This window comes from Micromonospora sp. NPDC049836 (genome assembly GCF_044465125.1).
GTDB lineage: Bacteria > Actinomycetota > Actinomycetes > Mycobacteriales > Micromonosporaceae > Micromonospora.
The window spans coordinates 738,388-763,584 of sequence record NZ_JBITLH010000003.1; the positions used below are offsets into that span (position 1 = coordinate 738,388).

Below are 25,197 nucleotides of genomic sequence, written 5' to 3' on the forward strand. Positions count from 1 at the left end.
ACGCGAAAGCGGGCGCCCGACCTCGTGGTCGGGCGCCCGCTGAGCGCTTCGGTGCGGATCGTCAGTAGCGCGAGACCCCGCGGCGGCGGCCGACCCCGGCCACCAGGGCCACGCCGATGGCGGCGAACAGGACCTGCAGCAGCAGCTCGCGCCAGTCGATCCCGGCGGTGTCGGCGAAGCCCGAGGCGCGGGCCACGATCGTGCCCAGCAGCGCGGCGCCCACGCCGATCAGCATGTGCAGCCACATCGGCATGTTCTGGCGGCCCGGAACGACCAGGCGGCCCAGAGCGCCGACGATCAGACCAACGATGAGCGCGGTGATGATGCCCCAAACGGTGAGCTCCACGGTCGCCCTCCTTCTGCGAATTTGTCACACGTCGCCGTCTGCTTCGTGTCGTGACCGCTAAGTTCCCGACCTGCCGAAAATCCAAACCGACTCCGGTGACGAATTGCTCGAGACGGCCATGAGCTGGGCTTTCCCGGACCGATCCGGGCCGTGAGCCGGGGCTTTCCCCGGTCCATCCGGGCCGAGCCCGGGCTTTCCCGGGCCGATTCGAGTCGCTGGTGCGCGGGCCGTCCGGTCCGGGCACCAGAACCGGTCGCCACGGCAAACACGCGAAGGCGGCCACCCGGACAACGGGTGACCGCGAGGCCCATTTCAAGGCTGGCCGTGCCCGCCGGCCCTTTCCGGTGGCCGCCGGCCCTTTCCGGTGCCCCACCGGCACGGACGCCGGCGGGCGCCCGACCGGTCGGTCGGGCGCCCGCACAGGCGCTTGGCGAGCGGCGTCAGTAACGCGAGACGCTGCGCCGACGGCCCACGCCGGCCACCAGGGCCACGGCGATGGCGGCCAGCACGACCTGGACCAGCAGCTCCGTCCAGTCGATGCCGGCGGTCTCGGTGGCGATGCCCACGGCACGGGCCAGGACGGTGCCCAGCAGCGCGGCGCCCACGCCGATCAGCATGTGCAGCCACATCGGCATGTTCTGGCGGCCCGGAACGATCAGGCGACCCAGAGCGCCGACGATCAGACCAACGACGAGCGCGGTGATGATGCCCCAGACGGTCACTGTCAGCTCCTTCTAAGAAGTTTTATCCGGTCTGTTGTGTTTCCTGTCGTGACCGATACATGCCCGAGGCGCCGAAAACCCAAACCGACTCAGTCCGCGCCCGATCGCCGCACCACCCCCGGCCAGCGCCGCGTCGGTTCCGCTCCGACCGGCGAATGCGCAGGTGGGAGCGATCCCATCCGGGCCCGGCGGCGGGCCGTCGCGGCAGCAAAAATCCGTTCGGGTACGCGGAAACGGCCGGCGCCCCGGCCCGGACGGACCCGGACCGGGGTCGTCTCGAGCGGGGCGCCGGCCGTCACGTCGGCGGTTGCCGTCGCCTGCTTCTCGCCGGCGGGCCTGCCCTCGCCGACTTCACGCCGGCGGGCCTGCGTCGCCGACTGCACGCCGGCGGGCGGGCTTGCCCTCGCCTGCTTCTCGCCGGCGGCTACTTCTTGCCGGCGGGTTTGCCGTCGCCGGAGTCGGAGGAGAGCGCGGCGATGAAGGCCTCCTGCGGGACCTCCACCCGGCCCACCATCTTCATCCGCTTCTTACCTTCCTTCTGCTTCTCCAGCAGCTTGCGCTTGCGGCTGATGTCACCGCCGTAGCACTTCGCGAGCACGTCCTTGCGGATGGCGCGGATGGTCTCCCGGGCGATCACCCGGCTGCCGATGGCCGCCTGGATCGGCACCTCGAACTGCTGACGCGGGATCAGCGTGCGCAGCTTCGCCGCGATCGTGGTGCCGTAGGTGTACGCCTTGTCCTTGTGCACGATGGCGCTGAACGCGTCCACCGGCTCGCCGTGCAGCAGGATGTCGACCTTGACCAGGTCGGACGCCTGCTCGCCGGAGGGCTCGTAGTCCAGCGAGGCGTACCCCTTGGTGCGGCTCTTGAGCTGGTCGAAGAAGTCGAAGATGATCTCGGCGAGCGGCAGCGTGTAGCGCAGTTCCACCCGGTCGGCGGAGAGGTAGTCCATGCCGAGCAGGCTGCCCCGGCGGCCCTGACACAGCTCCATCACGGCGCCCACGTAGTCGTTCGGGGTCAGCACGGTGGCCCGCACCACCGGCTCGTACACCTCGGCGATCTTGCCGGTCGGGTACTCGCTCGGGTTGGTCACCACGATCTCCTGACCGTCCTCGGTGATCGCCCGGTAGACCACGTTCGGCGCGGTGGAGATCAGGTCGAGGTTGAACTCCCGCTCCAGCCGCTCCCGGATGATCTCCAGGTGCAGCAGGCCGAGGAAGCCGCAGCGGAAACCGAAGCCGAGCGCCCCGGAGGTCTCCGGCTCGTACACCAGGGCGGCGTCGTTGAGCTTGAGCTTGTCCAGCGCCTCACGGAGGTTGGGGTAGTCGGACCCGTCGATCGGGTAGAGGCCGGAGTAGACCATCGGCTTCGGGTCCTTGTAACCGCCGAGCGCCTCCTTGGCCGGGTTCGTGTTGATGGTGACGGTGTCGCCGACCCGGGACTGGCGGACGTCCTTCACCCCGGTGATCAGGTAGCCCACCTCGCCGACCCCGAGCGCGTCGGCCTTCACCATCTCCGGGGAGATGACACCGATCTCCAGCAGCTCGTGCACGGCGCCGGTGGACATCATCTTGATCCGGTCCCGGGCGCTGATCTTCCCGTCGATCACCCGGACGTAGGTGACCACGCCCCGGTACACGTCGTAGACCGAGTCGAAGATCATGGCGCGGGCCGGGGCGTCGGCGTCGCCGACCGGGGGCACGAACTGCCGGACGATCTCGTCGAGCAGGTGCGGCACCCCTTCCCCGGTCTTGCCGGAGACCCTGATGCAGTCCGCCGCGTCGCCGCCGATCAGGTGGGCCAGCTCCTCGGCGTACTTCTCCGGCTGGGCGGCCGGCAGGTCGATCTTGTTGAGCACCGGGATGATGTGCAGGTCGTTCTCGAGCGCCAGGTAGAGGTTGGCCAGGGTCTGCGCCTCGATCCCCTGCGCGGCGTCGACCAGCAGGATCGCGCCCTCACAGGCGGCCAGCGACCGGGACACCTCGTAGGTGAAGTCGACGTGACCCGGGGTGTCGATCATGTTGAGCACGGCCGTCTCGCCGGTCCGGTCGCCCTCCCGGATCGTCCACGGCATCCGCACGGCCTGGCTCTTGATGGTGATGCCGCGCTCGCGCTCGATGTCCATCCGGTCGAGGTACTGCGCGCGCATCTGCCGGGGGTCGACCACACCGGTGAGCTGCAGCATCCGGTCGGCCAGGGTCGACTTCCCGTGGTCGATGTGGGCGATGATGCAGAAGTTCCTGATCCGCGCCGGGTCGGTGGCACCAGGAGCGTTCGCGCCGGGATCGAGCGTCGGTGGCACAGCGGTCCGTTCTGGTCGGCTGACGTGAGCGGGCCGGCGCGCGCCGGCCCCCTCTATGCTCCCACGCCGGCCGGGACGCCGGTCCTCCCCCGTCACTCCTCGGGCGGCTCCACGAAGAGGGTGGCCAGCCGGGGCAGCCGCCGGCGCGCCTCGTCCGGGTCGTCGAAATCCCAGAAGTCGTTCAGGTCGGGCACCGCGACCGGCTCACGGACCGCCGGCAGCTCGGCCGCGGTGGCCTTCCGGTACGCCTCCCAGGCGACCACCAGCATGTCCTCGCACTCGAACTCCTCGCCGCTGAGCGCGGCGGCCCGCACCCGCGGCAGCTCGGCGAGCGAGTCCGGGTCGGCCACGGCCCTGGCGAACACCGCCCGACCCTGGGTCATCAGCCAGCCGCGGAAGTACTCGAAGCCGTCGTCCGAGGCACCGCCGTTGATCAGGTAGGCCGCGCCCCACAGGTCGACCTTGTAGGAAGCGACGAGCACCCGGCGCTGGTGCTCGGCGTACCCGATGATCTCCGCCGGGTCCCGCTCCGCGAGCAGGGCGACCGCCCGCGCGGCCACCGCGTCGGACTCTCCCCCGGCGCCGGCCCGGGCGGACTCGATCAGCTGCCAGAAGTCCTCGGTCCTCATGGCCCCGCAGTCTCCCAGACACCCTCGGCCCTCGGCCGGCACCCATTCGTCGCCACGCCCCGGATGCTGCCAGCGCCGTACGACATCCCGATCCGGCAGCATGGTGGCGTGCCCGAGAACCGCCCGCCCCCGGTGCCGTACGAGGCGACCGCCGTCCGCCCCGACTGGGCCGCGCTGCCGGCCGGGCTGCGGAGCGCGCTCGCCGGCCGGCTCGGCGGGCCCCCGGCCGAGGTCCGGGTGGCCGGGGCGGGCTTCACCCGGGGCTTCGCCGCGCTGCTCACCGGCCCCGACGGGGACCGGGTCTTCGTGAAGGCGGCGGAGCTGGCCGGGCAGCGCCACCTGGTCGACTGGTACGCACACGAGGCAGCCGTGCTGGCCCGGCTCCCCGCCGGCCTGCCGGTGCCCCGCCCGCGCTGGGCGCTGACCGGGGCCGGCTGGTACGCGGTCGCGCTGACCGCGGTCGACGGGCACACCCCCCGGCTGCCCTGGGACCCGGCCGAGCTGGACGCCGCCCTCGCCGCGTACGCCGAGGTGGCCGCCGCGCTGGCCGACCCGCCGGCGGACCTCGTCGCGCTCGGCCTGCCCCGCCTCGCCGACCTGGCCCGCGACGACATCCTCTGGTGGGGCGAGGTGGCCGCCGGCCGGGAGCCGCCGCCCGAGGTGCCCGCCTGGGCCCCGCTGCCCGAACTGGTCGCGCTGGAGTCCCGGCTGCCCGGGTACGCCGCCGCCGGCGCCGGGCTGGCCCACGGCGACCTGCGGGTGGACAACCTGCTGCTCGACCCGGCGGGCCGGGTCTGGCTCTGCGACTGGACCTGGCTCTGCCACGGGCCGGCCTGGTTCGACCTGGTCAGCCTGCTGCTCACCGGGTACGCCAGCGGCCTCGACGCGGACACCGCCTTCGCCACCCACCCGGCCGCCGCCGGCGCCCCGCCCGACGCGCTCGACGTGACCCTCGCCGCCCTGGCGGGCTACTTCCTCACCGGCGCCGCCGCCGGCCCGTCGACGGCGTCCCCGCACCTCCGGGCGCACCAGCGGTGGAGCGGCGAGCAGGCACTCGGCTGGCTCGCCGCCCGGCAGGGCTGGCGCTGATCCCGACTCGATCCACTCCACCTGCCGCAACCCGGGGTGTCCGGCCGCCCGGATGCCACGACATGCCGCAACCGGAGTGGATCACACCCCCGACCGCCCCGCCCTGGTCGGCTCGGTCGGCGTCGACCAGGCGCCACGGCGGCGCGGTCGGCGCGGTCGGCGCGGTCGGCCCGGTCGCCACCCGGTCGGCGCGGTCGGCGTAGGCTCGGCGGGCAGGTCGGACCGGGGATGCCGGGGCGTTTTGGCTCGTCGCGACCGGACCTGGTAACCTGGCTTTTCGCGCGGCGATGACGCATGCTCGTCGTGCGCGGAAGCTGACCAACCCGAGCTATCAAGACGAGGCTGTCGCGTGGCGAACATCAAGTCCCAGATCAAGCGCAACCGGCAGAACGAGAAGCGCCGGCTGCGTAACAAGTCGGTCAAGTCGTCGCTGAAGACCGCCATCCGGAAGTTCAACGAGGCTGCGGAGGCCGGCGACACCGAGACGGCCGCCGTTCTCATGCGCGAGGCCGCCCGCAAGCTGGACAAGGCGGCCAGCAAGGGCGTCATCCACGCCAACCAGGCGGCCAACCGGAAGTCGGCGATCGCCAAGCGCGTCGCCTCGTTCTCGGCCTGACGCACTTCAGACCTGACCGGAAGCCCCGGGGTGTACGCCCCGGGGCTTCCGGCTGTCTGTGTTGCCGGCCGAGCACGCATCAGGTGACCTGCGCGGATCGAGTGACCTGCACGGATCAGGGGTGGGTCCGGCCAGCGGCGACGGCCGCCCGAGGCGTGGGCCCCTGACGCCGGCCTTCGACGGTCGGCGCCGACTCGGCGCTCGGCCGACGGAGCCGGTCGGCTCAGCGCTGCCCCTCGTCGTAGCGGTACAGGGTTTCGCCCGGTCGGGCCGCCCCCGGCGTCGGGTCGCCGGCCGGCAGCGCCGGGACCGTCGACGGTTGCCCGGCGCGCAGCGCCCGGGCCGTGGACGGCACCCGGGCCCGCCCGACGACCGGCTCGATCTGCCGGCGGAACCGGTCCCGCTCCTGCTCCGGCACCTGCGCGGCGCTGTGGATGACCTGCTCGGCGACCAGGTCGTTGAGCTTCACCATGGCCGCCACCACGGCGGGCAGCACCAGCACCGCCCACCAGGTGACCAGCTCGGCGAGGGCGAGCAGCGCGGCCAGCGCCACGGATCCCTCGAAGAAGAGGAAGCAGAGCACGCCGCCCGGGTTGACGAAGCGCAGTCCGAGCACCCGGGCGTAGAGCGGCCGGTACCGCTCCTCGTCCGTCGGGACCGTGGCCCAACGCCGGGCTCGGGTCACCGGGCGCCACCCTGCCGGGCGGCGGCGACCGAGAACACCGCCCGCTCCAGCGCGTACGCCCGGTCGTCGGCACCGCCCTTGACGGCCGCGTTGCACTCGGCGGCCACCCGCATCGCCTCGACCAGGCCCTCCGGTGTCCAGCCCCGCCCCTGCCGCTGGGCCCGCTCGATCTTCCAGGCCGGCATGCCCAGACTGCTGGCGAGCTGGTACGGGCTGCCACGGCCGGCGGAGGCGACCCGGGCCACGGTCCGTACCCCGTCGGCGAGGGCGTCGGCGATCGGCACCGGGTCGACGCCGACGTGCAGCGCCCAGCGCAGCGCCTCCAGCGCGGCCGGCACGTCACCGACCATGGTGGCGTCGGCCACCGTGAAGCCGGTCACCTCGACCCGCCCCCGGTAGTACCGGGAAACCGTGTCCGCCCCGATCCGCCCGTCGGTGTCCGAGACGAGCTGCGAGCAGGCCGCGGCCAGCTCCCGCATGTCGGTGCCGACGGCGGCGATCAGCGTCTCGGCCGCGTCCTCGGTGCAGGTGCCCCCGGCCCGGCGGACCTCGTCGCGGACGAAGGCGACCCGCTCCCGGTGCCCCTTGAGCTTCGCCGCCGGCACCACGGTGGCGCCCGCCGCGCGAAGCCCGTCGGCGAACGCCTTACCCTTCGCCCCACCGAGGTGCAGCACCACGAGCTGCACCTCGGGGTCCGGATTCTTCGCGTACGCCAGCAGCGCGGTGACCAGGTCCTTGCGCGCGTCCTGGGCGGAGCGGAGCACCAGCACCCGGCGCCCGCCGAACAGCGAGGGGCTGAGCATCTCGGCGATCTCGCCGACCATCAGCGAGCTGGCCTGGTACTCCCGAACGTCCACATCGGGGTCGACACTGCGGGCCCGGGCGACAGCTTCGGTGACGGCTCGCGTGGCGAGCAGCTCCTCGTCGCCGAGAACGAGCAGAATAGGCGGCAGGCTGGCGGGGGTCACGTCGCCCATACTCGCACGCCCCCGAGCCGGATCGTGCCTGGTCATTGGGGACGGTGACGGCCGGACCCGCACTTCGCGCGAATCCAGACATTTGATTCAATCCACCTGGTTGCTCGGAAATCACCCGGCCCGCCGCACCGTCGTCACGGTCGATCCCGGGAACGGGACACCCCTGCGCCAAGGGTTCCGGGCCCGGCCCCCTTCTCCGCCGCGCTGACCGCGAGCCTCAGCGCGGCACGGCCACCTTGTGCTTCCTGGTGAACAGCCAGGCGCAGAACCACACGGGCAGCCAGAGGCCGCAGGTGAACAGGGAAATCATCGCGTGCATCCCGTGCCGGGTGCCGCCGGTCTTGATCACCTTCCACTGCTGCGGGGGCATCTGCGGCGGGTAGCCCGAGGCAGCCTGCTGCGGCACTGCCTGCTGCGGGTAGCCCGGGGCAGCCTGCGGCGGGTAGCCCGGGGCAGCCTGCTGCGGGTAGCCCGGGGCAGCCTGCTGCGGGTAGCCCTGGGGGTAAGCCTGCTGCGGGGGCATCTGTGGCGGGTAGCTCTGCGGAGCCTGCTGCGGCGGATATGGCGGGTGCTGGGGATCGTTCAGGCTCATGTCGATCATGGTGCCATTCACTGATGCCAACTTTCCACGACGCAACAACTTTCCGGACGATCGGCCAGCTGTCGAGGGCCAGACGACTCGTTCTTGATCAACTAGACGTACCTCGGCCACGAGGAACGGCGGTGCCGCACCCGGATGTCGTGCCGCCCACCGCCCCGGAGGGACGGTGTGCGCCGGCTGGCTCACCTCGTACTCCCGGCTGCCGGGTGCGCGGCGGCGGCGTTTCAGGAGCGGCGGCCGGGACCGACCCCTCGGGCGACCACGGCCAGTCCGCTCCCGTGGCGGATCGCGGCCACGTCTCCCCCGGTGTCGGTACGCAGCACCCGGGCACCGTCGCGGCGCAACCGGTCCAGCAGGCCCGCGTTCGGGTGCCCGTAGTCGTTGCCGACGCCAACCGACACCAGCGCGACGGCCGGTCGGACGGCGGCCAGGAACTCCGGGTCCTGGTACGCCGACCCGTGGTGGGCGACCTTGAGCACGTCGGCCCGGACGGCCTCCGGAGGGCCACGCTCCAGCAGCGCCCGCTGCTCCTCCGTCTCGGCGTCCCCGGCCAGCAGGATCCGCACCCCGGACACGGTCGCCACGAGCACCAGCGAGTTGTTGTTCGGGTCCGATCGGCTGCCACGCAGCGGGTACGGCGGCCCGAGGGCGGTCAGCTCCACTCCCGAAACCCGCCAACTCCAGCCCACCGGCACGGCCCGCAGCCCGGCGGCACCAGCCCGGGCCGCCGCGCGCACCTGGGCGACACCGTAGGGCGGCTCGGCCCACTCCGGGGTCACCACCTCCCCCACCCGCCGGCCCCGGAACACCCCGGCGACCCCGCCCACGTGGTCGGCGTGGAAGTGGCTGACCACGAGGAGCGGCACCTCGCGTACGCCGAGCCGGCGCAGGCAGCCGTCCACGCCGGACGGGTCCGGGCCGGCGTCGACCACCACCGCCCGGCCCGGGGTGACCGGCAGCACGATCGCGTCTCCCTGCCCGACGGCGCAGGCCACGACCACCCATCCCGGCGGCGGCCAGCCGGGCGCGAGCAGCCGGACCGGCAGCGCGCCGAGCACCACGGCGACCGTGCCGACCGCCACCAGCCGCCGGAGCAGTGGTCGCCGGCTGGCGATCAGCAGGGCCACGGTGAGCCCGGCGAGCAGCAGGGCCCCGGCGGCCCCGCCCGGCCAGGGCAGCGTCCCGGCGGGCAGCCGCGCGCCCTGCTCGGCGATGAGCAGCAGCCACCGGGCCGGCCAACTCGCCAGCCAGGCGGCGAACTCGGCACCCGCCGGCCAGACCGGTGACACCACGGCGGCCAGCACCCCCAGCACCGTGGCGGGCGCGACAGCCGGCACCGCCAGCAGGTTCGCCGGCACGGCGACCAGGCTCACCGTCCCGGAGAGACCGGCGATCACCGGACCGCAGGCGAGCTGCGCGGCGGCCGGCACGGCAAGGGCCTCGGCCACCCCCGGCGGTACGCCCCGGCGGCGCAGGGCGTCCCGCCATCCCGGCGCGAAGAGCAGCAGCCCGCCGGTGGCGCAGACGGAGAGCGTGAAGCCCGGATCCCCGGCCAGGTCGGGATCGACCAGCAGCAGCACGGTGACCGCGGCGGCGAGCGCGGGCAACGCGGCCCGGGGCCGGCCGGCGGCGAGCGCGGCCAACCCGATCGCACCCATCGCCGCGGCGCGCACCACGCTCGGGGACGGCCGGACCAGGATGACGAACCCGACCAGGGCCAGTACGCAGAGCACCGCGGCCGTCCGGGGGCCGGCCCGGGCCCAGCGGGCCAGCAGCAGCACCGCCCCCACCACGATGGCCACGTTCGAGCCGGAGACGGCGTTCAGATGGGTCATGCCGGTGGTACGGAAGTCCTCCACCACGGCCGGGGGCAGCCGGCTGGTGTCCCCGACGACGAGGCCGGGGAGCAACCCGCCCGGCTCGTCGGGCAGCGGCTCGCAGGCGCGGTGCAGCCCGGCCCGCAGCGCGCCGGCCGCCCGCTGCACCCACGGCGGCCGACCGCGCACGGTGGGCGGACCGGTCGCGGTGAGCACCGCGGCGGTCAGGTCACCGCCGCGCGGCTCGGCCAGCCGCCCCCGCGCGGTCACCCGCTGCCCCGGGAGCAGGTTCCGCCAGGCCGGATCGGTCGCCAGCACCAGACCGCGCACCGACCCGGTGATCCGCCGGCCACCCGCCCCGGTTCCCGGCGCAGGGGCGGCCCGGTTTCCGGTGTCGGATGACGGTTCGGTGAGGACGACCAGGTCGGCCCGGACCAGCAGGGTGGCCGGGCGGCCGGGCACACCCCGCACCGGGCGCGGGTCGTCCCGTACCACCAACTCGGCGGTGACCGATGCCCGCGCGGTGGTCAGCGCCCGCACCGGGGCGGCGTCGCGGACCTGCACCCGGGCCGCGGTCGCCGCCCCGCCGCAGAGCACCCCGAGGAGCGCCGCCACGGCGATCCAGCCGTACCGGCGGGCCGGGGCCGACGGCCGTCCGAGGACGCCGCAGAGATGCAGGCCGAGCACCGCGGCCAGGCCGGCGGCCGACCCGGCCACGGCGGCGGTCTCGCCGGCGGTGAGGCGCAGCCCGGCCAGGGCGGTGAGCCAGGCGGCCACCGCGAGCCCGGCCAACCGCAGGTCGGGGACCGCCTGCGCCGCCTCGTCGGCCCGTTCGCCGGGCTTCACACCGTCACCAGGTCTTTGAGCTGCTCGTACCGGGCGTCGCCGATGCCGTCGACCTGGCGCAGGTCGGATACGGACCGGAAGCCGCCGTGCCGCTCCCGGTGGTCCAGGATCCGCTGGGCGAGCACCGGGCCGACCCCGGGCAGCGCGTCGAGCTGGGCCAGGGTGGCGGTGTTCAGGTTCACCGGACCGGCCGGCGCCGCCGCACCACCGGCCCCGGGGACGGTCCCGGCCGCCCCGGGCCCGCCCGCCGGGACCGGTGGCGCGGTGACGCCGACCAGGATGAGTTCGCCGTCGGTGACCTTGCGGGCCGGGTTGAGCAGGGCCACGTCGACGCCGGGCAGCGCGCCGCCGGCCGCCTCGATCGCGTCGCCGACCCGGGCTCCGGCGGGGAGGCGGACCAGCCCGGGACGGCGTACCTTGCCGGCGACCGCAACCACGAGCGGGGCGCTCGTGGCGGACGAGGGCGCCGGGGCGGGCTGCGCCGCCTCCGCGGTGGCGGCGACCGGGCGGACCGGCTCGGCCCTCGGCCGGGACCGCCAGGCCCAGACCGCGGCGACCAGCACCACCACGGCGGCGACGGCGGCCAGCGCGCGGACGCCCCGGCGGCCGGGGTCGAACGCCCCGGGCCCGGGCAACCGGGAGACCGCCGGCCCGTCGCTCACCTGACCCGGCGACGGCAGGGCCGTCGACCTGTCGCCCAACCGGGAGACCGCCGGCCCGTCGCTCAGTCGACCGGCCGGTCCGGGTCGCGGCTCGGCTCCCCGTGCCGGCGCCGACCAGGGCTCACCGGGCCCGCCAACACCGTCCACCGGCCCGCCGGATTCGTGGGCGCGGTCCACCGGCTCGCCGGGCCCGTCCACTGCCGCGGTCGGTGCGGCGCGCGAGGCCGGTCCGACCGGCGAGACAAGCCCGGCCGCCACCGGGTCGAACAGCCGCACCAGCCGCTGCCGCACCGTCGTCTCCTCGTCGTCTGGCACGGTTGGGGAGGCTACGGCGAGCAGGGGCGCCCGCTCCGGGCTCCGATGGTCCCCTGTGGATGAAGGCGCTGGCTGTGGACAGGCCCCCACTCAGCTTCGGAGTGTGCTAGCGGGCCGGGAACAGGCGCTCAACGAAGGGGCGCCGGCTCGGATCCCACGCTCACCGGGGCGGCAGCCGTCGCGACCGACCCCACCGAGCCCGACCAGGTGCGCGCGCCGCGCAGGATCCGGAGGCGTGTCCGGCGGCCGCGACCGATCAGCGCGCCTCCGGGTCCACGCCGAGGGCCGCCCGGCCGCCGTCGACCGGCAGGGTCACCCCGTTGACGAAGGCGGCCCGGTCGGACAGCAGGAACGCGACCACCTCGGCCACTTCGCCGGTACGCCCGATCCGCCCGACCGGATGCAGCCGGGTCAGCTCCGACGTCACCCGGTCGGCCTCGGCCGGATCGAGCCCGGCGAGGAAGGCGTCGTGCCGCTCGGTCCGGATGGAGCCGAGCGCGACCGTGTTGGTGCGGATCCCCCGCCCGCCGTAGTCGACGGCGAGGGCCCGGGTCAGACCTTCGACGGCGGCCTTCGCGGTGGCGTACGGCAGCGCGCCCGGCACGGCCCGGCGGGCCTGGTGGGAGGAGACGTTGACGATCGCGCCGCCGGTGCCGGCGGCCAGGAACCGGCGTACGGCGGTGCCGGCGCCGATCACGGCGGGGCGCAGGTTCGCGGCGATCAGGTCGAACACCTCGGTGGCGGGCGCGGTGTGCAGGGCGGCGTCCCGGAAGACCGCCGCGTTGTTCACCCAGCCGGCCAGCGGCGCGACCGCCTCGGCGAGATCGGCGGCGCGGTCCGCGGTCTCCTGGTCGGACGCGTCGCCGGTCACCGCGGCCAGCCGGCCGGCGGCGGGGTGCTGCGCGAGCCAGGCCAGCGCCGACGGGTCCCGCTCGACGACCACCACGGTGCCGCCGTCGGCGGCCAACCGCTCGACGATCGCCCGCCCGACACCCCGGCCGCCGCCGGTCACCACGTAGGACATCGCGCTCACCGCCGGTGCACGACCACGCAGGCCAGGCCCGGTCCGGCGTGCGCGGCGACCACCGCGCCGGCCTCGGTGACGTAGGTGTCGTGCAGGCGGTCACCGAGCCGCTCGGTCAGCGCCGCCACCAGTTGCTCGGCGCGCTGCGGCGCGGCCAGGTGGTGCACGGCCAGGTCGACCTCGGCGTCGCCGGCCGCCTCGACGGCCAGGTCGACCAGGCGTGCCACGCCCCGGCTGGCGGTGCGGACCTTGTCCTTGACGACGATCGCGCCGTCCGGCATGTGCATGATCGGCTTCACCGAGAGGGCGGTGCCGAACAGCGCCTCGGCCGCGTTGATCCGGCCGCCCCGGCGGAGGAACTCCAGGGTGTCGACGTAGAAGAAGATGGTGGTCCGGGCGATCGCGTCGACCGCGGCCTGGCGTACCCCGTCGAGGTCGGCGCCACGGTCGACGGCGGCCGCGGCGGCGAGCACCGGGAAGCCGAGGCCCATGCCGGTGGAGCGGCTGTCGACCACGGCGATCCGGTCGCCGATCTCGGTGGCGGCCAGCCGCGCCGCCTCGACGGTGCCGGACAGTTCGGCGGAGAGGTGTACGGAGACGACGCCGTCCGCGCCGCCGGCGATCAGCTCGCGGTAGACCTGGGCGAACTGCTCGGGGGCGGGCCGGGAGGTGCTCACCGAGACCCGCCGGCCGCCGAGCGCCCGGGTGGCGTCCGCCGGGAACGTCTCGATCCCTTCCAGTCCTTCCGCGCCGTTGAGCACGACGGTCAGCGGGACGACGGTGAGCCGGTGCGCGCGCACCAGCTCGGGCGGGAGGTAGGCGGTGGAGTCGGTGACGACCGCGACGGGCATGCCCGGCACGCTAGCCGATGTCGCGGCGCCGCGCCGGGGCCGAACGGCTCAGACCGCGTCGGTCAGCGCGGGTTGGGTGACGAGCCCGACATTGTGGGCGCGCAGGTGCCAACCCCGGACGTCGTCGTGGCGCAGCTCGGTCCAGTGGCAGTTGGCCAGCGATCCGACGGCGCGCAGCACGCGGTGGTCCCAGCCGAGCAGGTGGCCGATGCCCTGCCGGGCGCCGCCACCGTGGGTGGTCACCACGACGGTGCCGCCGGCGGCCAGGTCGGCCGCCTCCTGGAAGGCGACGCCGAGCCGCTTGCCCAGGTCGTCGAGGGTCTCGATGCCGGCGCCGGGGTCCGGGTCGCCGGCGCGCCAGCGGGCGTACTCGGTGGGGAACCGTTCGGCGGCCTCGGTGAGCGACAGGCCCTGCCACTGGCCGAAGTGCCGTTCGCGCAGCTGGGCGTCGGGGCGTACCGGCAGGCCGGTGACGGCGGCGAGCGCCGCCGCGGTGTCGGCGGCGCGGCGCAGGTCGCTGGCCACGATGGCGTCCGGGCGCAGCGCGGCCAGCACCGGCGCGACCGCGCGGGCCTGCTCGCGGCCGAGGTCGTTGAGCGGTACGTCGGTCTGCCCCTGGACCCGCCCGGCGGCGTTCCAGTCGGTGTTGCCGTGCCGCCAGATGATCAGGCGGGTCATTCGGCGACGGTGCCGGCGGTGGAGTCGGCGAGGTCCCGGTCCACGAACGGGACCTGGGGGCAGTCCTTCCAGAGCCGGTCGAGGGCGTAGAACTCGCGCTCCTCGGTGTGCTGGACGTGCACCACGACGTCGACGTAGTCGAGCAGCACCCAGCGACCGCCCCGCTCGCCCTCGCGCCGGACCGGCTTGGCCTTCTCCGGCAGCTCCAGCAGGCGCTCCTCGATGGCGTCGACGATGGCCAGCACCTGCCGCTCGTTCGGGGCGGCGGCCAGCACGAACGCGTCGGTGATGGCGAGCTGGTCACCCACGTCGATGATGACGATGTCCTGCGCCTTCTTGTCCGCCGCCGCCTGGGCCGCGGCGATGGCGAGCTCGTGGGCGCGTTCGGAAATTGTCACCGTTCTCCTTCGATCAACCGTGCGATCCTCCAAGCGTCTCACACCCGGCGCTGCGACGACTTGCCAGTTCTGGTCGATTTCAGGGACAGGAGCTGACACTGCGGGGCAAAGTCACCGCTGGTAGAGGCGCCGTTTTGCGATGTACTGCACCACACCGTCCGGCACCAGGTACCAGACCGGCTCGCCGCGGGCGACCCGGGCCCGGCAGTCGGTCGAGGAGATCGCCATGGCCGGCACCTGGACCAGGCTGACCGTGTCGGCAGGCAGGTGCTTGTCGGTGAGTTCGAAGCCGGGCCGGGTCACCCCGATGAAGTGGGCCAGCTCGAACATCTTGTCCACCTCCTTCCAGGACAGGATGCGTTCCAGCGCGTCCGCCCCGGTGATGAAGAAGAGCTGGACCTTGGGGCCGTACTCGGCGTGCAGGTCGCGGAGGGTGTCGACGGTGTACGTCGGGCCGTGCCGGTCGATGTCGACCCGGCTGACCTGGAACCGGGGGTTGGAGGCGGTGGCGATCACCGTCATGAGGTAGCGGTCCTCGGCGGGGGTGACCGTCTCGTCCGCCTTCTGCCAGGGCTGCCCGGTGGGCACGAAGACCACCTCGTCCAGGCCGAACCGGTCGGCCACCTCGCTGGCCGCCACCAGGTGCCCGTGGTGGATGGGGTCGAAGGTCCCGCCCATGATCCCGATCCGCCGGATGTCTTCCTCCACCCCGCGATCGTAGGCCCGCCGCCGGGGCGACCGGTCCGGCCCCGGACGGGTCCCCGCGCGGAGGATGTTCCGGTGGGGCTTCCCCGCGAGCACTCTCATCCGTATACTCGTCTACGAGTAATCGGGGACGAGCAGTGTCGAGGGAGGCGGGAATGGCGGCGCGCCGGAAGGTCAACAATCTGCTGGCACTGGCCGTGCTCTCCGCCCTCGTCCAGCAGCCGATGCACCCCTACGAGATCGCCACCGCGCTCCGTGCCTGGGGCAAGGACGAGGACATGACGATCAAGTGGGGGTCGTTCTACACCGTCGTCCGCAACATGGAGCGGCACGGCCTGATCGCGGCCGTGGAGAGCGTCCGCGCCGGCCGGCGGCCGGAACGCACCGTCTACCGGATCACCGACGCCGGGCGGGCGGAACTGGTCGACTGGGCCCGCGAGCTGGTCGGCGACCCGGTCTCCGAGCAGTCCCGCTTCCGGGCCGGCCTGTCGGTGCTCGCCGCGCTGCACCCCGACGACGCCAGCACGCTCCTGCGGCAACGGCTGGACCGGGTGGAGGCCGGCATCGCGGCCGGCCGGGCGGCGCTCGCCGAACACCTGCGCACGGTGCCCCGCCTGTTCCTCATCGAGTCGGAGTACGACCTCGCCGTCCGCGAGGCCGAGGCCGCCTGGCTGCGCGACCTGCTCGCGGAGCTCGGCACCGGCCGCTACCCGGGGCTCGACCAGTGGCGCGCCTTCCACGAGGACGGCGGGGCGCCGGATGGGGCCGCGGAAGGGAGCGGCCCCGCGCAGTAGCTGGACGGCCCCGGCACGGTGCGCCAACACCACGCCGGGGCCCTTACCCCGAACCGACACCCGAGGGCGCCCGGCCCGAAGCGACCACCTTGAGGATAGCTGGGCTCCCTCCGGGTCGGTTCACCACGACCACCGACCATCCCGGGAGGGACCATGACCAGAGTACGAAGCGCCATCGTGATCGGTGGCGGCATCGCCGGCCCGGTGACCGCGCTGGCGCTGCACCGCGCCGGCATCACCGCCACCGTCCATGAGGCGTACCCGAGCACCACCGACGGGGTGGGCGGCACGCTCGCCCTGGCCGCCAACGGCGTCGCGGCGCTGCGCATCGTCGGCGCCGACGATGCGGTGACCGCGATCGGCACCCCGATCCACCGCACCGCCATGGCGGTCGGCCGCCGCCGTTTCGACCTGCCCGGCCTGCCCGACGTGGGACCGATGCAGGCGGTGCACCGCAACGAACTGCACCGGGTGCTGCACGAACGCGCGGTGGCCGAAGGGGTGGTCATCACGCACGGCCGCCGGCTGGTCGACGTGCACGAGTCCGACGACGGCGTCACCGCCCGGTTCGCCGACGGCAGCACCGCCACGGCCGACGTGCTGATCGGCGCGGACGGCATCCGCTCCACGGTCCGCACCCTGATCGACCCGGACGCGGCCGGCCCGCGCTTCACCGGGCTGCTCGGCTTCGAGGCGGTGGCCCGGCACGAGGTCGACGCCGCCCCCGGCACGATGACCTTCGCCTTCGGCCGGGGCGGCTACTACCTCTACTGGCCGGAGCCGGGCGGCGGCACCCGGTGGGGGGTCAACCTGCCGCAGGAGCGGCCGATGAGCCTCACCGAGGCGCGCGCCGTCCCGGCCGAGGAGTGGCTGCGGATCCTGCGGACCGCGTACGGCGACGACGACCCGGGCGGGGAGCTGATGCGGACCAGCAGCGCGGCGGACCTGCGGGTGGTCGGCTCGCTGCACATCATGCCGCCGGTCCGGCACTGGCACCGGGGCCGGATGGTGCTGGTCGGCGACGCCGCCCACGCGCCGTCCAACAGCTCCGGCCAGGGCGCCTCGCTGGCCATCGAGAGCGCCGTGCAGCTCGCCCGCTGCCTGCGCGACCTGCCCGACATCCCGGCCGCCTTCGCCGCGTACGAGCGGCTGCGGCGCGGCCGGGTCGAGCGGATCGCGGCCCGGGCGGCGCGGATCAACCAGGCCAAGGCGCCCGGCCCGGTGGCGCGCACGCTCATGCCGCTGCTCATGCCGCTGCTGATCCGCACGGCGATGAACCCGGAGAAGACCCTCGGCCCCGAGCTGCGCTACCGGATCGACTGGGAGTCGCCGGTGGCCGCCGGCGCGGCGGCCGGCTGAACCGGGCCCGGTGGGTGGCGCGGCGGCGCCACCCACCGGCCCGATCGGTCACGCGCCGGCGGCGGCCACCGCCGTCCGGGCCACCAGCGCCCGGCGCAGGTCGTCGTCGAGGTCCACCACCCGCCGGCGCAGCCCCGGGGTGAGGTCATCCCGGGCCAGCAGCGCGGCGGCCAGGTCCCGGGTGGGCTGCGCGACGGCGTACCGGGGAAACGCCAGGCTGGCGACCCGGTCGGCCGTCCAGGGGGTACGCAGCCGCGCCGCCGCCGGCATGTCGGCGAAGTACCGCTCGACGTAGCCGGCGGTCAGCGCGGCCTGCTCCGGCTGCCAGAAGCCCTCCGCGGTGGCCTCCACGAGCCGGTTCGACAGCTCGGTGTTGTGGATGACGATCTCCCAGGCGGCCAGCTTGGCGTCCGCGTCCGGTCGGGCCGCCCGGCAGCTCGCGGCCCGCTCGGCGCCGAGTGCGCTGCGGTCGGCGGCCGCCTCGGCGGCGATCTCCGGCTCGCCGGCCGCGCCGAGCACCACCAGCCGGTGCAGCAGCGCCCAGCGAAGGTCGGCGTCGACCGCGAGCCCTTCCGGCACGCCCTTGCCGGCCAACCACCCGGCCAGCAGTCCGGGGTCGGTGCTGGCGGCGATCAGGCCACGCGCGGCGGCCAGCTGCAACGAGCCGCCGGCCGGCGCCCCGGCGAGCATGGCGGCGCAGGCCCCGGAGATCCGGAGCAAGGCCGCCTCCCGGGCCAGCGGCTCCAGGTAGCGGTCGACCAGGTTCCGGCTGAGGGTGAGCACGTCCTCCGCGATGACCACCTCGGTCTCGACCGGCAGCGCCGCCGCGATCAGCGACACCACCGAGGCCACCGGCCGCTCGCCGTCGGTGGCCGCGTCCAGGGCCTCGCCCCAGAGCAGCGCCCGGGCCAGCGGGTCGTCCAGGCCGGGCAACAGCAGCGGTACGGCGTCCGCCGAGGCGGCGTCGAGCCGGATCTTGGCGAAGGTGAGGTCACCGGCGTTGGGCAGCAGCAGGCCGGTGGCCGGCTGCCCGAGCAGCTCGGTCAGCTCGGTGCGGCCGTGGTCGGCGTCCGGGTCGAGGTCCACCTCGAAGCGGCGCACCGGGGTGTCCGGGGCGAACCGGGCCACCCCGACGCGGTGCGGCCGCAGCACCGGGTACGCCTCCGGCGCGGTCTGCACCACCGCCGCCTCGGTCCACCGGCCGTCGGCGTCCACCGCCGTCACCATCCGCAGGGTGTTGACCTGCGGGGTGCGCAGCCAGCGCTGCGCCCAGTCGGTCAGGTCCCGCCCGCTCGCCGCGCCGAGGCTCTCCAGCAGGTCGGCCAGGGTGGCGTTGCCGAACCGGTGCTTGGCGAAGTGCGCGTTCAGGCCGGTGAGGAAGGCCTCGTCGCCCAGCCAGGCGACGAGTTGGCGCAGCACGCTGGCGCCCTTGGCGTACGAGATGCCGTCGAAGTTGAGCAGGCCCTGGGCGGCGTCGGCCACCTCCGCCGGAGCCACCGGGTGGGTGGACGGGCGCTGGTCGGCCGCGTACCCCCAGGCCTTGCGGCGCATCGCGAAGGTGGTCCAGGCCTGGTCGAAGCGGGTCGCCTCGGCGGTGACCCGGGTGCCCAGGTACTCCGCGAACGACTCGTTCAGCCACAGGTCGTCCCACCAGCGCATGGTCACCAGGTCGCCGAACCACATGTGCGCCATCTCGTGGGCGATCGTGGTGGCCCGCAGCTCGCGCTGGGTGTCGGTCACGGCGGAGCGGAAGACGTAGTCGTCCCGGAAGGTGACCAGACCCGGGTTCTCCATGGCGCCGGCGTTGAACTCCGGCACGAACGCCTGGTCGTACTTGCCGAACGGGTAGCGCTCGGCGAAGAGCTGGTGGAACCGGTCGAGGCACTGTCGGGTGATGGTGAAGATCTCCTCGGCGTCGGCGTCCAGGTGCTCGGCCAGCGAACGCCGGCAGTAGATGCCGAGCGGGATGCCGTCGTGCTCGGCGTGCCGGACGTGCCACGGGCCGGCGATCAGGCTGAAGAAGTAGGTGGCCAGGGGCGCGGTCGGGGCGAACTCCCAGCGCCCGGGCGCCGGCCGGTCGGCGAGCTGCCCGTTGGCGGCCACCGTCCACTCCGGCGGGGCGGTGACCGAGAGGGTCACCGGGGCCTTCAGGTCGGGCTGGTCGAAGGCGGCGAAGATCCGCTGCACGTCGTCGAGGAAGGACATCGCGTACAGGTAGGTCTCCCCGTCGGCCGGGTCGACGAACCGGTGGATCCCCTCGCCGGTGTTCGAGTAGGCCATCTCGGCGCTGACGGTCAGCGTGTTCGTCGCGGCCAGGCCGGTCAGCGGCAGCCGGTTGTCGGCCAGCACGGCCGGGTCGAGCTCCCGGTCGTTGAGCCGTACCGCGTGCAGGTGCGCGGGTTTTACCTCGGCGAAGGTCTCGGCACCGGGGGTCGCCCGGAACTGGACGGTCACGGTCGAGCGGAACCGCTCACCGCCGCCGGTCAGGTCGAGGTCCACCTGGTAGGACTCGACGGTGATCGCCGCGCCACGCGCGGTCGCCTCTACACGGTTCAGGCTCGGCATCCGCTTATCCTGCCCGATGAGGTCCACGGGAATCTTCCCGTGGCGCGTGGTGATGGAGGAACACGATGGGTCAGCACCCCAAGGGCGACTTCGACCTCTCCCGGGCGGTCTGGCAGCGGGCCGACGGGGACAGCTCCGAGAGCGCGGTCGAGGTGGCCTTCGTCGACGACCTGATCGGGATGCGCAACTCGGCCGAACCGGACGGCCCGGTGCTCGTCTTCACCCAGGCCGAGTGGGACGCCTTCGTGGCGGGCGCCCAGGACGGCGAGTTCGACCTCGACTGAGCGGCGGCGGTCAGTCACCGTCGCCCCAGCCGAGCCCGCCGGGACCCGGCGCGTGGTGGAAGCCGGGATGGCCGGCCACGTCGGTGCAGCGCTCGCCGTCGGGCCCGAGCGCACCGCAGAACAGCCGCTCGGCCCGGTGCCAGGCGTCGGCCGGGGAGAGCGCCGCCGCGCCGAGCGCCAGCTCCGGGCGGAGCAGGGCCAACGCCTCGGCGTACGCCACGGCCAGTTCCCCCGCGACGGCCCGGTCGGCGGCCTCGAAGCCCAGGTGCACGGTGAAGAACCGGGGCGGACGGGAGCCGGCCCGGCGGGCGGGCGCGAGCAGCGGCTCACCACCGCCCGCACCGAACCCGGTGCCCAACCGTCGTTGCCGCCAGCGCGGCGCCCTGTTGTCCCGCATCCGGTCCTCCCCGTCCTCGTGCCCGGCCGCCGCCGACCCGGTGCGGCCGGTGCGGCGGTGGCCCGGACCGGCCCACCGCCGGTCCCGCACCCGAGCGAACCAGCTTTCCGCCGCCCTGGGAGGGGCCAGCTCGCGCGCGCCGGCTGGCCCCTCCCCGGCGCGCGGGCCGGCCGGCGTCCGGCGGCGGGCCCGTCCGGACCACCCGGCGGCGGGATTCACCCGCGCGGACCGGGGTAGACGCGCAGCGACCAGTGCCACGCCGCCCGTGCAGGAGCCACCGATGAGCGCCATCCCCACCGACCGCAGCCCGGACAGCACGCTGGCCTTCCTCCGGACGGGGTACCGGTTCATCGGCGAGCGCTGCGACCGCTTCGGCACCGACATCTTCCAGACCCGGCTGCTGCTGGAGCCGACCATCTGCCTGCGCGGCCGCCCGGCCGCCGAGCTGTTCTACGACAACGACCGGTTCGTCCGGCGGGGCGCCCTGCCGATGCGCGCGCAGCGCACCCTCACCGGCGTCGGCGGCGTGCAGGGGCTCGACGACGCGACGCACCGGGCCCGCAAGGCCATGCTGATGTCGATCATGACGCCGGCCGCGATCCGGCACCTCGGGCAGCTGGTCGAGGACGAGTGGCACGCCCGCATCCCGGTCTGGGCCGGCGCCGGGCCGGTCGTCCTCTACGCCGAGGTCGGCCGGATCCTGACCCGGGCGGTCTGCGCCTGGGCCGGGGTGCCGCTGGCCGACAGCGAGGTGGCCCGCCGCACCGACGAGCTGCACGCGATGATCGACGCGCCGGCCGCCCTCGGCCCCCGGCACTGGCGCGGCCTGCTCGCCCGCCGGCGTGCCGAACGGTGGGCCGACGAGCTGATCCGGCGGGTCCGCGCCGGCGACCTGCCGGCCCCGGAGGGCGCGGCGCTGCGGGTGATCGCCGAGCACCGCGACGAGCACGGCGCGCTGCTGCCCCGCCGGATCGCCGCCGTGGACCTGCTGAACATCCTCCGGCCCACGGTCGCGGTCGACCGGTTCGTGGTCTTCGCCGCGCTGGCCCTGCACGACCACCCGCAGTGGCGGGACCGGGTCCGCGACGACGCCGGCGCCGCCGAGCGCTTCGTGCAGGAGGTACGCCGCTACTACCCGTTCTTCCCGGTGGCGGCCGCCCGGGTCCGGCGCTCCTTCGAGTGGCAGGGGTACGCGTTCCCGCTGGGCCGCCGGGTGCTGCTCGACCTGTACGCCACCAACCACCACCCGCGGCTGTGGCCCGAGCCGGAGCGGTTCCGGCCGGACCGGTTCGCCGGCGGGCCGGCCGACCCGTTCAGCCTGATCCCGCAGGGCGGCGGCGACCACCTCGCCGGGCACCGCTGCGCCGGCGAGTGGCTCACCATCGAGCTGATGAAACGGGCCGTCGCCACCCTCACCGGCGCGATGAGCTACCAGGTGCCGCCCCAGGACCTGGCCCTGGACCTCGGCCGGATGCCCACCCTGCCCCCCAGCGGCCTGCTCATCGACACGGTCCGCCGGACCCGGTGAGCACCGGCCGCCAGCGGCCCGTGAGCACCGACCGCCGGCGGTCGAGCGGGCCGTGACCGGTCACCGGGCGACCACGAGGGCCTGCGGGGCGGCCTGCTTCATCCGGGTCCGCAGCCACTTGAGCTGGATCGCGGTCTCCTGCTCGCACGCCTTCACCACGCCGAGCAGCTCCTCGTCCCGGGCCCCGTACGCGGCCTGCCCCACCACCGTCCAGCAGACGTCGCACTCGGCGGCCATCAGGTAGAGGTCCTGGAGATCCCGGAGCAGCCCGATCGGCCCGGTGCGGGTGCCGGAGAACAGCTCCGAGTGCAGCCGGTCCGGCTCGGCCGGGGCCTCCTCGGCGTACCGGCGGGCGAACGGGGCCAGCTTCCCGGCGTGCCCGCGGCACTGGGCGGCCAGCTTCTCGCAGGTGTGGAAGACGTCCGGCTCGTCCCCGTGCGCCTTGCCCACCTCGGTGAACGCGTCGCCGAGCCGTTCCTGCGCCTTGTGCAGCAGCCCGAGATAGTGCGCGAGGTGCATCTCATTCCCTCCTCGACGGCGCCTCGGCGGCCGGCCCGCCGACCGTGGCCGGGATGCCCGAGCCCTCCGGCGGGGCGGCGCCGCCCACCGTCGGCGCGGGCGACGGCCGGCCGCCGGAGTCGGCCTCCTTCACCACCCGGACCGCCGCCACCTTGAAGATCGGCTGCTTGGAGACCGGGTCCCAGGCCGTGATGGTCAGCTCGTTGGCCGCCCGGTCGTGCCGGCCCTCCCCCGGCGCGGCGCCGTCGGCGGCGTCCCAGTAGCCGTAGTGGAACGGCACGAAGACCACGCCGGGACGGACCCCGCAGAGCCGGGCCCGGCCGCGGACCGCGCCGCGCGGCGACTCGACCCGCACCAGGTCCCCCTCGGCCACCCCGAGCGCGCCGGCGTCGGCCGGGTTCAGCTCGACCCACGACTCGGGCGCGGCGTGCACGAGCTGGCTGGCCCGGCCGGTCTTGGTCCGGGTGTGGAACTGGTAGACGGTCCGGCCGGTGGTGAGCAGCAGCGGGTACTCGTCGCTGGCCACCTCCGGCGACGGCTGGTACGCGGCCGCCTGCAGGAACGCCCGCCCGGCCGGCTGCTTGGCCCGATACTCCTCGGGCAGCAGCTCGGCCCCGGTGGCCAGGTCGTGGCCGTACGACTCGCAGTAGTCCGGGTCGGTGTTGAACACCCCGTCGGTGTAGAGCCGCTCGGTGCCGTCCGGGTGCTCCGCGGTGCACGGCCACTGCACGCCGCCGGTGCGCAGCTGGTCGTAGCTGATGCCGGTGTAGTCGCAGGGCCGGCCGCGGGAGCACTCCTTCCAGGCCTCGAAGACCTGCTCCGGCCCGGTCCAGGTGATCAGCGGGTCGCCGTCGGCGTTCCGGAAGTCCATCCGGCGCGCGTAGTCCAGGAAGATGTCCAGGTCGGGGCGGGCCTCGCCGGGCGGCTCGACCGCCTTGTCGGAGATGTGCACGGTCCGGTCCACGCTGGTGAACGTGCCGGTCTTCTCGCCCCAGGTGGCCGCCGGCAGCACCACGTCGGCCAGCTCGGCGGTCTCGGTCAGGAAGAGGTCCTGCACCACCACGAACAGCTCCGGGTCGGCCAGGATCCGGCGGATCCGGGCCAGGTCGGGCAGGGACACCGCCGGGTTGGTGGCCGAGATCCAGAGCAGCCTGATCGAGCCCTGCTCGGCGTACCGGAAGATCTGCATGGCGTGCGTCGGCGGCGCCCAGTGCGGGATCTTGTCGACCTCGACGTTCCACAGCCGGGCCAGCTCCGCGATGTGCTCCTCGTTGGCCCAGTTACGCAGGCCGGGCAGGTCGCCGTCGGCGCCGCACTCGCGGTTGTTCTGCGCCGTGGGCTGGCCGTTCATCTGGTACAGCCCGGCGCCGGGCCGGCCGAGCATGCCGCGGATCAGGTGCAGGTTGTTCACCTGGCAGGACGCCGCGGTGGCCTGGTTGGACTGGTAGAAGCCCTGCAGGACGGTGGAGAGCAGCCGCTGCGACTGCCCGAGCAGCTCGGCGGCCCGCTCGATGTCCCGCGCCGGCAGGTCGCAGATCTCCGCCACCTTCGCCACCGGATAGTCCTCGACCACCGCGCACAGCTCGTCGAAGCCGATGGTGTGCGCGCGGACGTACTCCTGGTCGTACCAGCCGCGGTGGATCAGCTCGCGGAGCAGGCCGTTGAGCAGCGCCAGGTTGGTGCCGTTGCGCACCGCCAGGTGCACGTCGGCTTCCCGGGCCACCGGGGTGGCGCGCGGGTCCACCGCGAGCATCGCCGGCGGCTTCGGTCCGCGCCGCCGGTCCAGCATCCGCATCCAGAGCACCGTCTGGGTCTCCGCGACGTTGTGCCCCCAGAGCGCGATCGCGTCGCAGTGGTCCACGTCGGTGTACGACCCGGGCTGCCCGTCCGTGCCGAAGGAGGCCTTGAGGGCCGCCGCGGCGGTGGCGGTGCAGAGTCGGGTGTTGCCGTCCATGTGCGGGGTGCCCAGCCCGGCCTTCCCGATCACGCTCAGCGTGTAGTACTCCTCCAGGAAGAGCTGCCCGCTGGTGTAGAAGCCGAAGTGTCCCCAGCCGCCGGGGCCGTCCAGCAGCTCCTTCGAGCGGGCCACGAGCCGGCCCATCGCGGTGTCCCAGTCGGTCTCGACCAGCCGGCCGCCCTCCCGGACCAGGGGCCGGCGCAGCCGGTCCGGGCTGTGGTTGGCCTGCCAGCCGTACAGGTCCTTCGGGTCGACCCGGCCGTGGTTGATCCGGTCCCCGGGCCGGCCGCGGACGCCGACGATCCGGTCGTCGCGTACCGCGATGTCCATGGCGTCGCCGTTGGAGTGCAGGATGGAGGCGCTCGGCACCCAACGGTGCACGTCCGCCTCGGTGTGCCCGTCGGCGAGGAAACTGTCCACCCGCACCGGCCAGCGTTCCCCCGGCCCGTACGGCGTGCGCTCCCCCCACGGGTCGGCGATCCGGTCCACCATCTGCCCATCCCTCCTTCGACGCACGTCCCGGGCCGTGAC

The 25,197-nt window shown here is 74.5% G+C and carries 24 protein-coding genes; 6 read left to right on the top strand and 18 right to left on the bottom strand.

Annotation, left to right across the window (positions count from 1 at the left end; translation table 11 throughout):
* Window positions 1-61 precede the first annotated feature (61 nt).
* From ACIBPB_RS11315 to ACIBPB_RS11330, 4 genes are all read right to left on the bottom strand, one after another.
* Complete coding sequence (locus ACIBPB_RS11315) at window positions 62-346, bottom strand: GlsB/YeaQ/YmgE family stress response membrane protein (RefSeq protein WP_091269914.1); 285 nt, start codon at window positions 344-346, stop codon at window positions 62-64.
* Window positions 347-786: 440 nt separating this feature from the next.
* On the bottom strand, window positions 787-1,074 hold the full coding sequence (locus ACIBPB_RS11320; RefSeq protein WP_396839508.1) for a GlsB/YeaQ/YmgE family stress response membrane protein: 288 nt from the start codon (window positions 1,072-1,074) through the stop codon (window positions 787-789).
* A gap of 418 nt (window positions 1,075-1,492) precedes the next feature.
* A complete protein-coding gene (lepA, locus tag ACIBPB_RS11325) occupies window positions 1,493-3,370 on the bottom strand; it encodes a translation elongation factor 4 (protein ID WP_396839416.1) in 1,878 nt (625 codons plus the stop codon).
* Window positions 3,371-3,462: 92 nt separating this feature from the next.
* On the bottom strand, window positions 3,463-3,999 hold the full coding sequence (locus ACIBPB_RS11330; protein ID WP_396839418.1) for a DUF4240 domain-containing protein: 537 nt from the start codon (window positions 3,997-3,999) through the stop codon (window positions 3,463-3,465).
* Between the two features lie 63 nt (window positions 4,000-4,062).
* Here ACIBPB_RS11330 and ACIBPB_RS11335 point away from each other — a divergent pair, with 63 nt between their 5' ends.
* Entirely contained in the window at window positions 4,063-5,088 is a 1,026-nt protein-coding gene (locus ACIBPB_RS11335) for an aminoglycoside phosphotransferase family protein (protein WP_396839419.1), read from the top strand.
* Between the two features lie 349 nt (window positions 5,089-5,437).
* Window positions 5,438-5,704 carry a 30S ribosomal protein S20 gene (gene rpsT, locus ACIBPB_RS11340; protein ID WP_396839420.1) on the top strand — a complete coding sequence of 89 codons (267 nt, stop codon included), beginning with the start codon at window positions 5,438-5,440 and terminating at the stop codon, window positions 5,702-5,704.
* Between the two features lie 223 nt (window positions 5,705-5,927).
* Here the strand turns inward: rpsT and ACIBPB_RS11345 are convergent, their stop codons facing one another.
* From ACIBPB_RS11345 to nadD, 10 genes are all read right to left on the bottom strand, one after another.
* The gene (locus ACIBPB_RS11345) at window positions 5,928-6,389 is read right to left on the bottom strand and encodes a hypothetical protein (RefSeq protein WP_396839421.1); all 462 of its coding nucleotides are present in this window, start codon (window positions 6,387-6,389) and stop codon (window positions 5,928-5,930) included.
* Window positions 6,386-7,366, bottom strand: coding sequence for a DNA polymerase III subunit delta (gene holA / locus ACIBPB_RS11350; protein ID WP_396839422.1), 981 nt, complete (start codon window positions 7,364-7,366; stop codon window positions 6,386-6,388). Before holA ends, ACIBPB_RS11345 begins: the two co-directional genes overlap by 4 nt.
* A 217-nt stretch (window positions 7,367-7,583) precedes the next feature.
* The gene (locus ACIBPB_RS11355) at window positions 7,584-7,967 is read right to left on the bottom strand and encodes a hypothetical protein (RefSeq protein WP_396839423.1); all 384 of its coding nucleotides are present in this window, start codon (window positions 7,965-7,967) and stop codon (window positions 7,584-7,586) included.
* Between the two features lie 224 nt (window positions 7,968-8,191).
* Window positions 8,192-10,630 (bottom strand): ComEC/Rec2 family competence protein, encoded by a 2,439-nt coding sequence (locus ACIBPB_RS11360; protein ID WP_396839424.1) that lies wholly within the window; start codon window positions 10,628-10,630, stop codon window positions 8,192-8,194.
* Window positions 10,627-11,607 carry a helix-hairpin-helix domain-containing protein gene (locus ACIBPB_RS11365; protein ID WP_396839425.1) on the bottom strand — a complete coding sequence of 327 codons (981 nt, stop codon included), beginning with the start codon at window positions 11,605-11,607 and terminating at the stop codon, window positions 10,627-10,629. The genes ACIBPB_RS11360 and ACIBPB_RS11365 overlap by 4 nt, the downstream gene beginning before the upstream one ends.
* A 256-nt stretch (window positions 11,608-11,863) precedes the next feature.
* The gene (locus ACIBPB_RS11370; RefSeq protein ID WP_396839426.1) at window positions 11,864-12,631 is read right to left on the bottom strand and encodes an SDR family NAD(P)-dependent oxidoreductase; all 768 of its coding nucleotides are present in this window, start codon (window positions 12,629-12,631) and stop codon (window positions 11,864-11,866) included.
* Between the two features lie 5 nt (window positions 12,632-12,636).
* Window positions 12,637-13,482 carry a DegV family protein gene (locus ACIBPB_RS11375; RefSeq protein ID WP_396839427.1) on the bottom strand — a complete coding sequence of 282 codons (846 nt, stop codon included), beginning with the start codon at window positions 13,480-13,482 and terminating at the stop codon, window positions 12,637-12,639.
* Between the two features lie 48 nt (window positions 13,483-13,530).
* Window positions 13,531-14,160, bottom strand: a complete 630-nt coding sequence (locus ACIBPB_RS11380) for a histidine phosphatase family protein (RefSeq protein WP_396839429.1) — start codon at window positions 14,158-14,160, stop codon at window positions 13,531-13,533.
* Window positions 14,157-14,558 (bottom strand): ribosome silencing factor, encoded by a 402-nt coding sequence (gene rsfS, locus ACIBPB_RS11385; RefSeq protein WP_396839430.1) that lies wholly within the window; start codon window positions 14,556-14,558, stop codon window positions 14,157-14,159. The genes ACIBPB_RS11380 and rsfS overlap by 4 nt, the downstream gene beginning before the upstream one ends.
* A gap of 111 nt (window positions 14,559-14,669) precedes the next feature.
* Window positions 14,670-15,266, bottom strand: a complete 597-nt coding sequence (nadD, locus tag ACIBPB_RS11390; protein WP_357322658.1) for a nicotinate-nucleotide adenylyltransferase — start codon at window positions 15,264-15,266, stop codon at window positions 14,670-14,672.
* Between the two features lie 152 nt (window positions 15,267-15,418).
* Between nadD and ACIBPB_RS11395 the strand changes: the two genes are divergently transcribed.
* Window positions 15,419-16,057 (top strand): PadR family transcriptional regulator, encoded by a 639-nt coding sequence (locus tag ACIBPB_RS11395; protein ID WP_396839431.1) that lies wholly within the window; start codon window positions 15,419-15,421, stop codon window positions 16,055-16,057.
* Between the two features lie 153 nt (window positions 16,058-16,210).
* The gene (locus tag ACIBPB_RS11400; RefSeq protein ID WP_396839432.1) at window positions 16,211-17,416 is read left to right on the top strand and encodes an FAD-dependent monooxygenase; all 1,206 of its coding nucleotides are present in this window, start codon (window positions 16,211-16,213) and stop codon (window positions 17,414-17,416) included.
* Window positions 17,417-17,464: 48 nt separating this feature from the next.
* Here ACIBPB_RS11400 and pepN read toward each other — a convergent pair whose 3' ends face one another.
* Window positions 17,465-19,981, bottom strand: a complete 2,517-nt coding sequence (gene pepN, locus ACIBPB_RS11405) for an aminopeptidase N (protein WP_396839433.1) — start codon at window positions 19,979-19,981, stop codon at window positions 17,465-17,467.
* Window positions 19,982-20,046: 65 nt separating this feature from the next.
* On the opposite strand from pepN, the gene ACIBPB_RS11410 reads away from it, so the two are divergent.
* The gene (locus ACIBPB_RS11410; RefSeq protein ID WP_046571600.1) at window positions 20,047-20,265 is read left to right on the top strand and encodes a DUF397 domain-containing protein; all 219 of its coding nucleotides are present in this window, start codon (window positions 20,047-20,049) and stop codon (window positions 20,263-20,265) included.
* Window positions 20,266-20,275: 10 nt separating this feature from the next.
* Here ACIBPB_RS11410 and ACIBPB_RS11415 read toward each other — a convergent pair whose 3' ends face one another.
* Window positions 20,276-20,662 carry a hypothetical protein gene (locus ACIBPB_RS11415; protein ID WP_396839434.1) on the bottom strand — a complete coding sequence of 129 codons (387 nt, stop codon included), beginning with the start codon at window positions 20,660-20,662 and terminating at the stop codon, window positions 20,276-20,278.
* Window positions 20,663-20,942: 280 nt separating this feature from the next.
* On the opposite strand from ACIBPB_RS11415, the gene ACIBPB_RS11420 reads away from it, so the two are divergent.
* Window positions 20,943-22,190 (top strand): cytochrome P450, encoded by a 1,248-nt coding sequence (locus ACIBPB_RS11420; protein ID WP_396839435.1) that lies wholly within the window; start codon window positions 20,943-20,945, stop codon window positions 22,188-22,190.
* Window positions 22,191-22,250: 60 nt separating this feature from the next.
* Here ACIBPB_RS11420 and ACIBPB_RS11425 read toward each other — a convergent pair whose 3' ends face one another.
* Both ACIBPB_RS11425 and ACIBPB_RS11430 read right to left on the bottom strand, forming a co-directional pair.
* Window positions 22,251-22,709 (bottom strand): hypothetical protein, encoded by a 459-nt coding sequence (locus ACIBPB_RS11425; RefSeq protein WP_396839436.1) that lies wholly within the window; start codon window positions 22,707-22,709, stop codon window positions 22,251-22,253.
* Between the two features lies 1 nt (window position 22,710).
* Complete coding sequence (locus ACIBPB_RS11430) at window positions 22,711-25,158, bottom strand: molybdopterin oxidoreductase family protein (protein WP_396839437.1); 2,448 nt, start codon at window positions 25,156-25,158, stop codon at window positions 22,711-22,713.
* Window positions 25,159-25,197 lie beyond the last annotated feature (39 nt).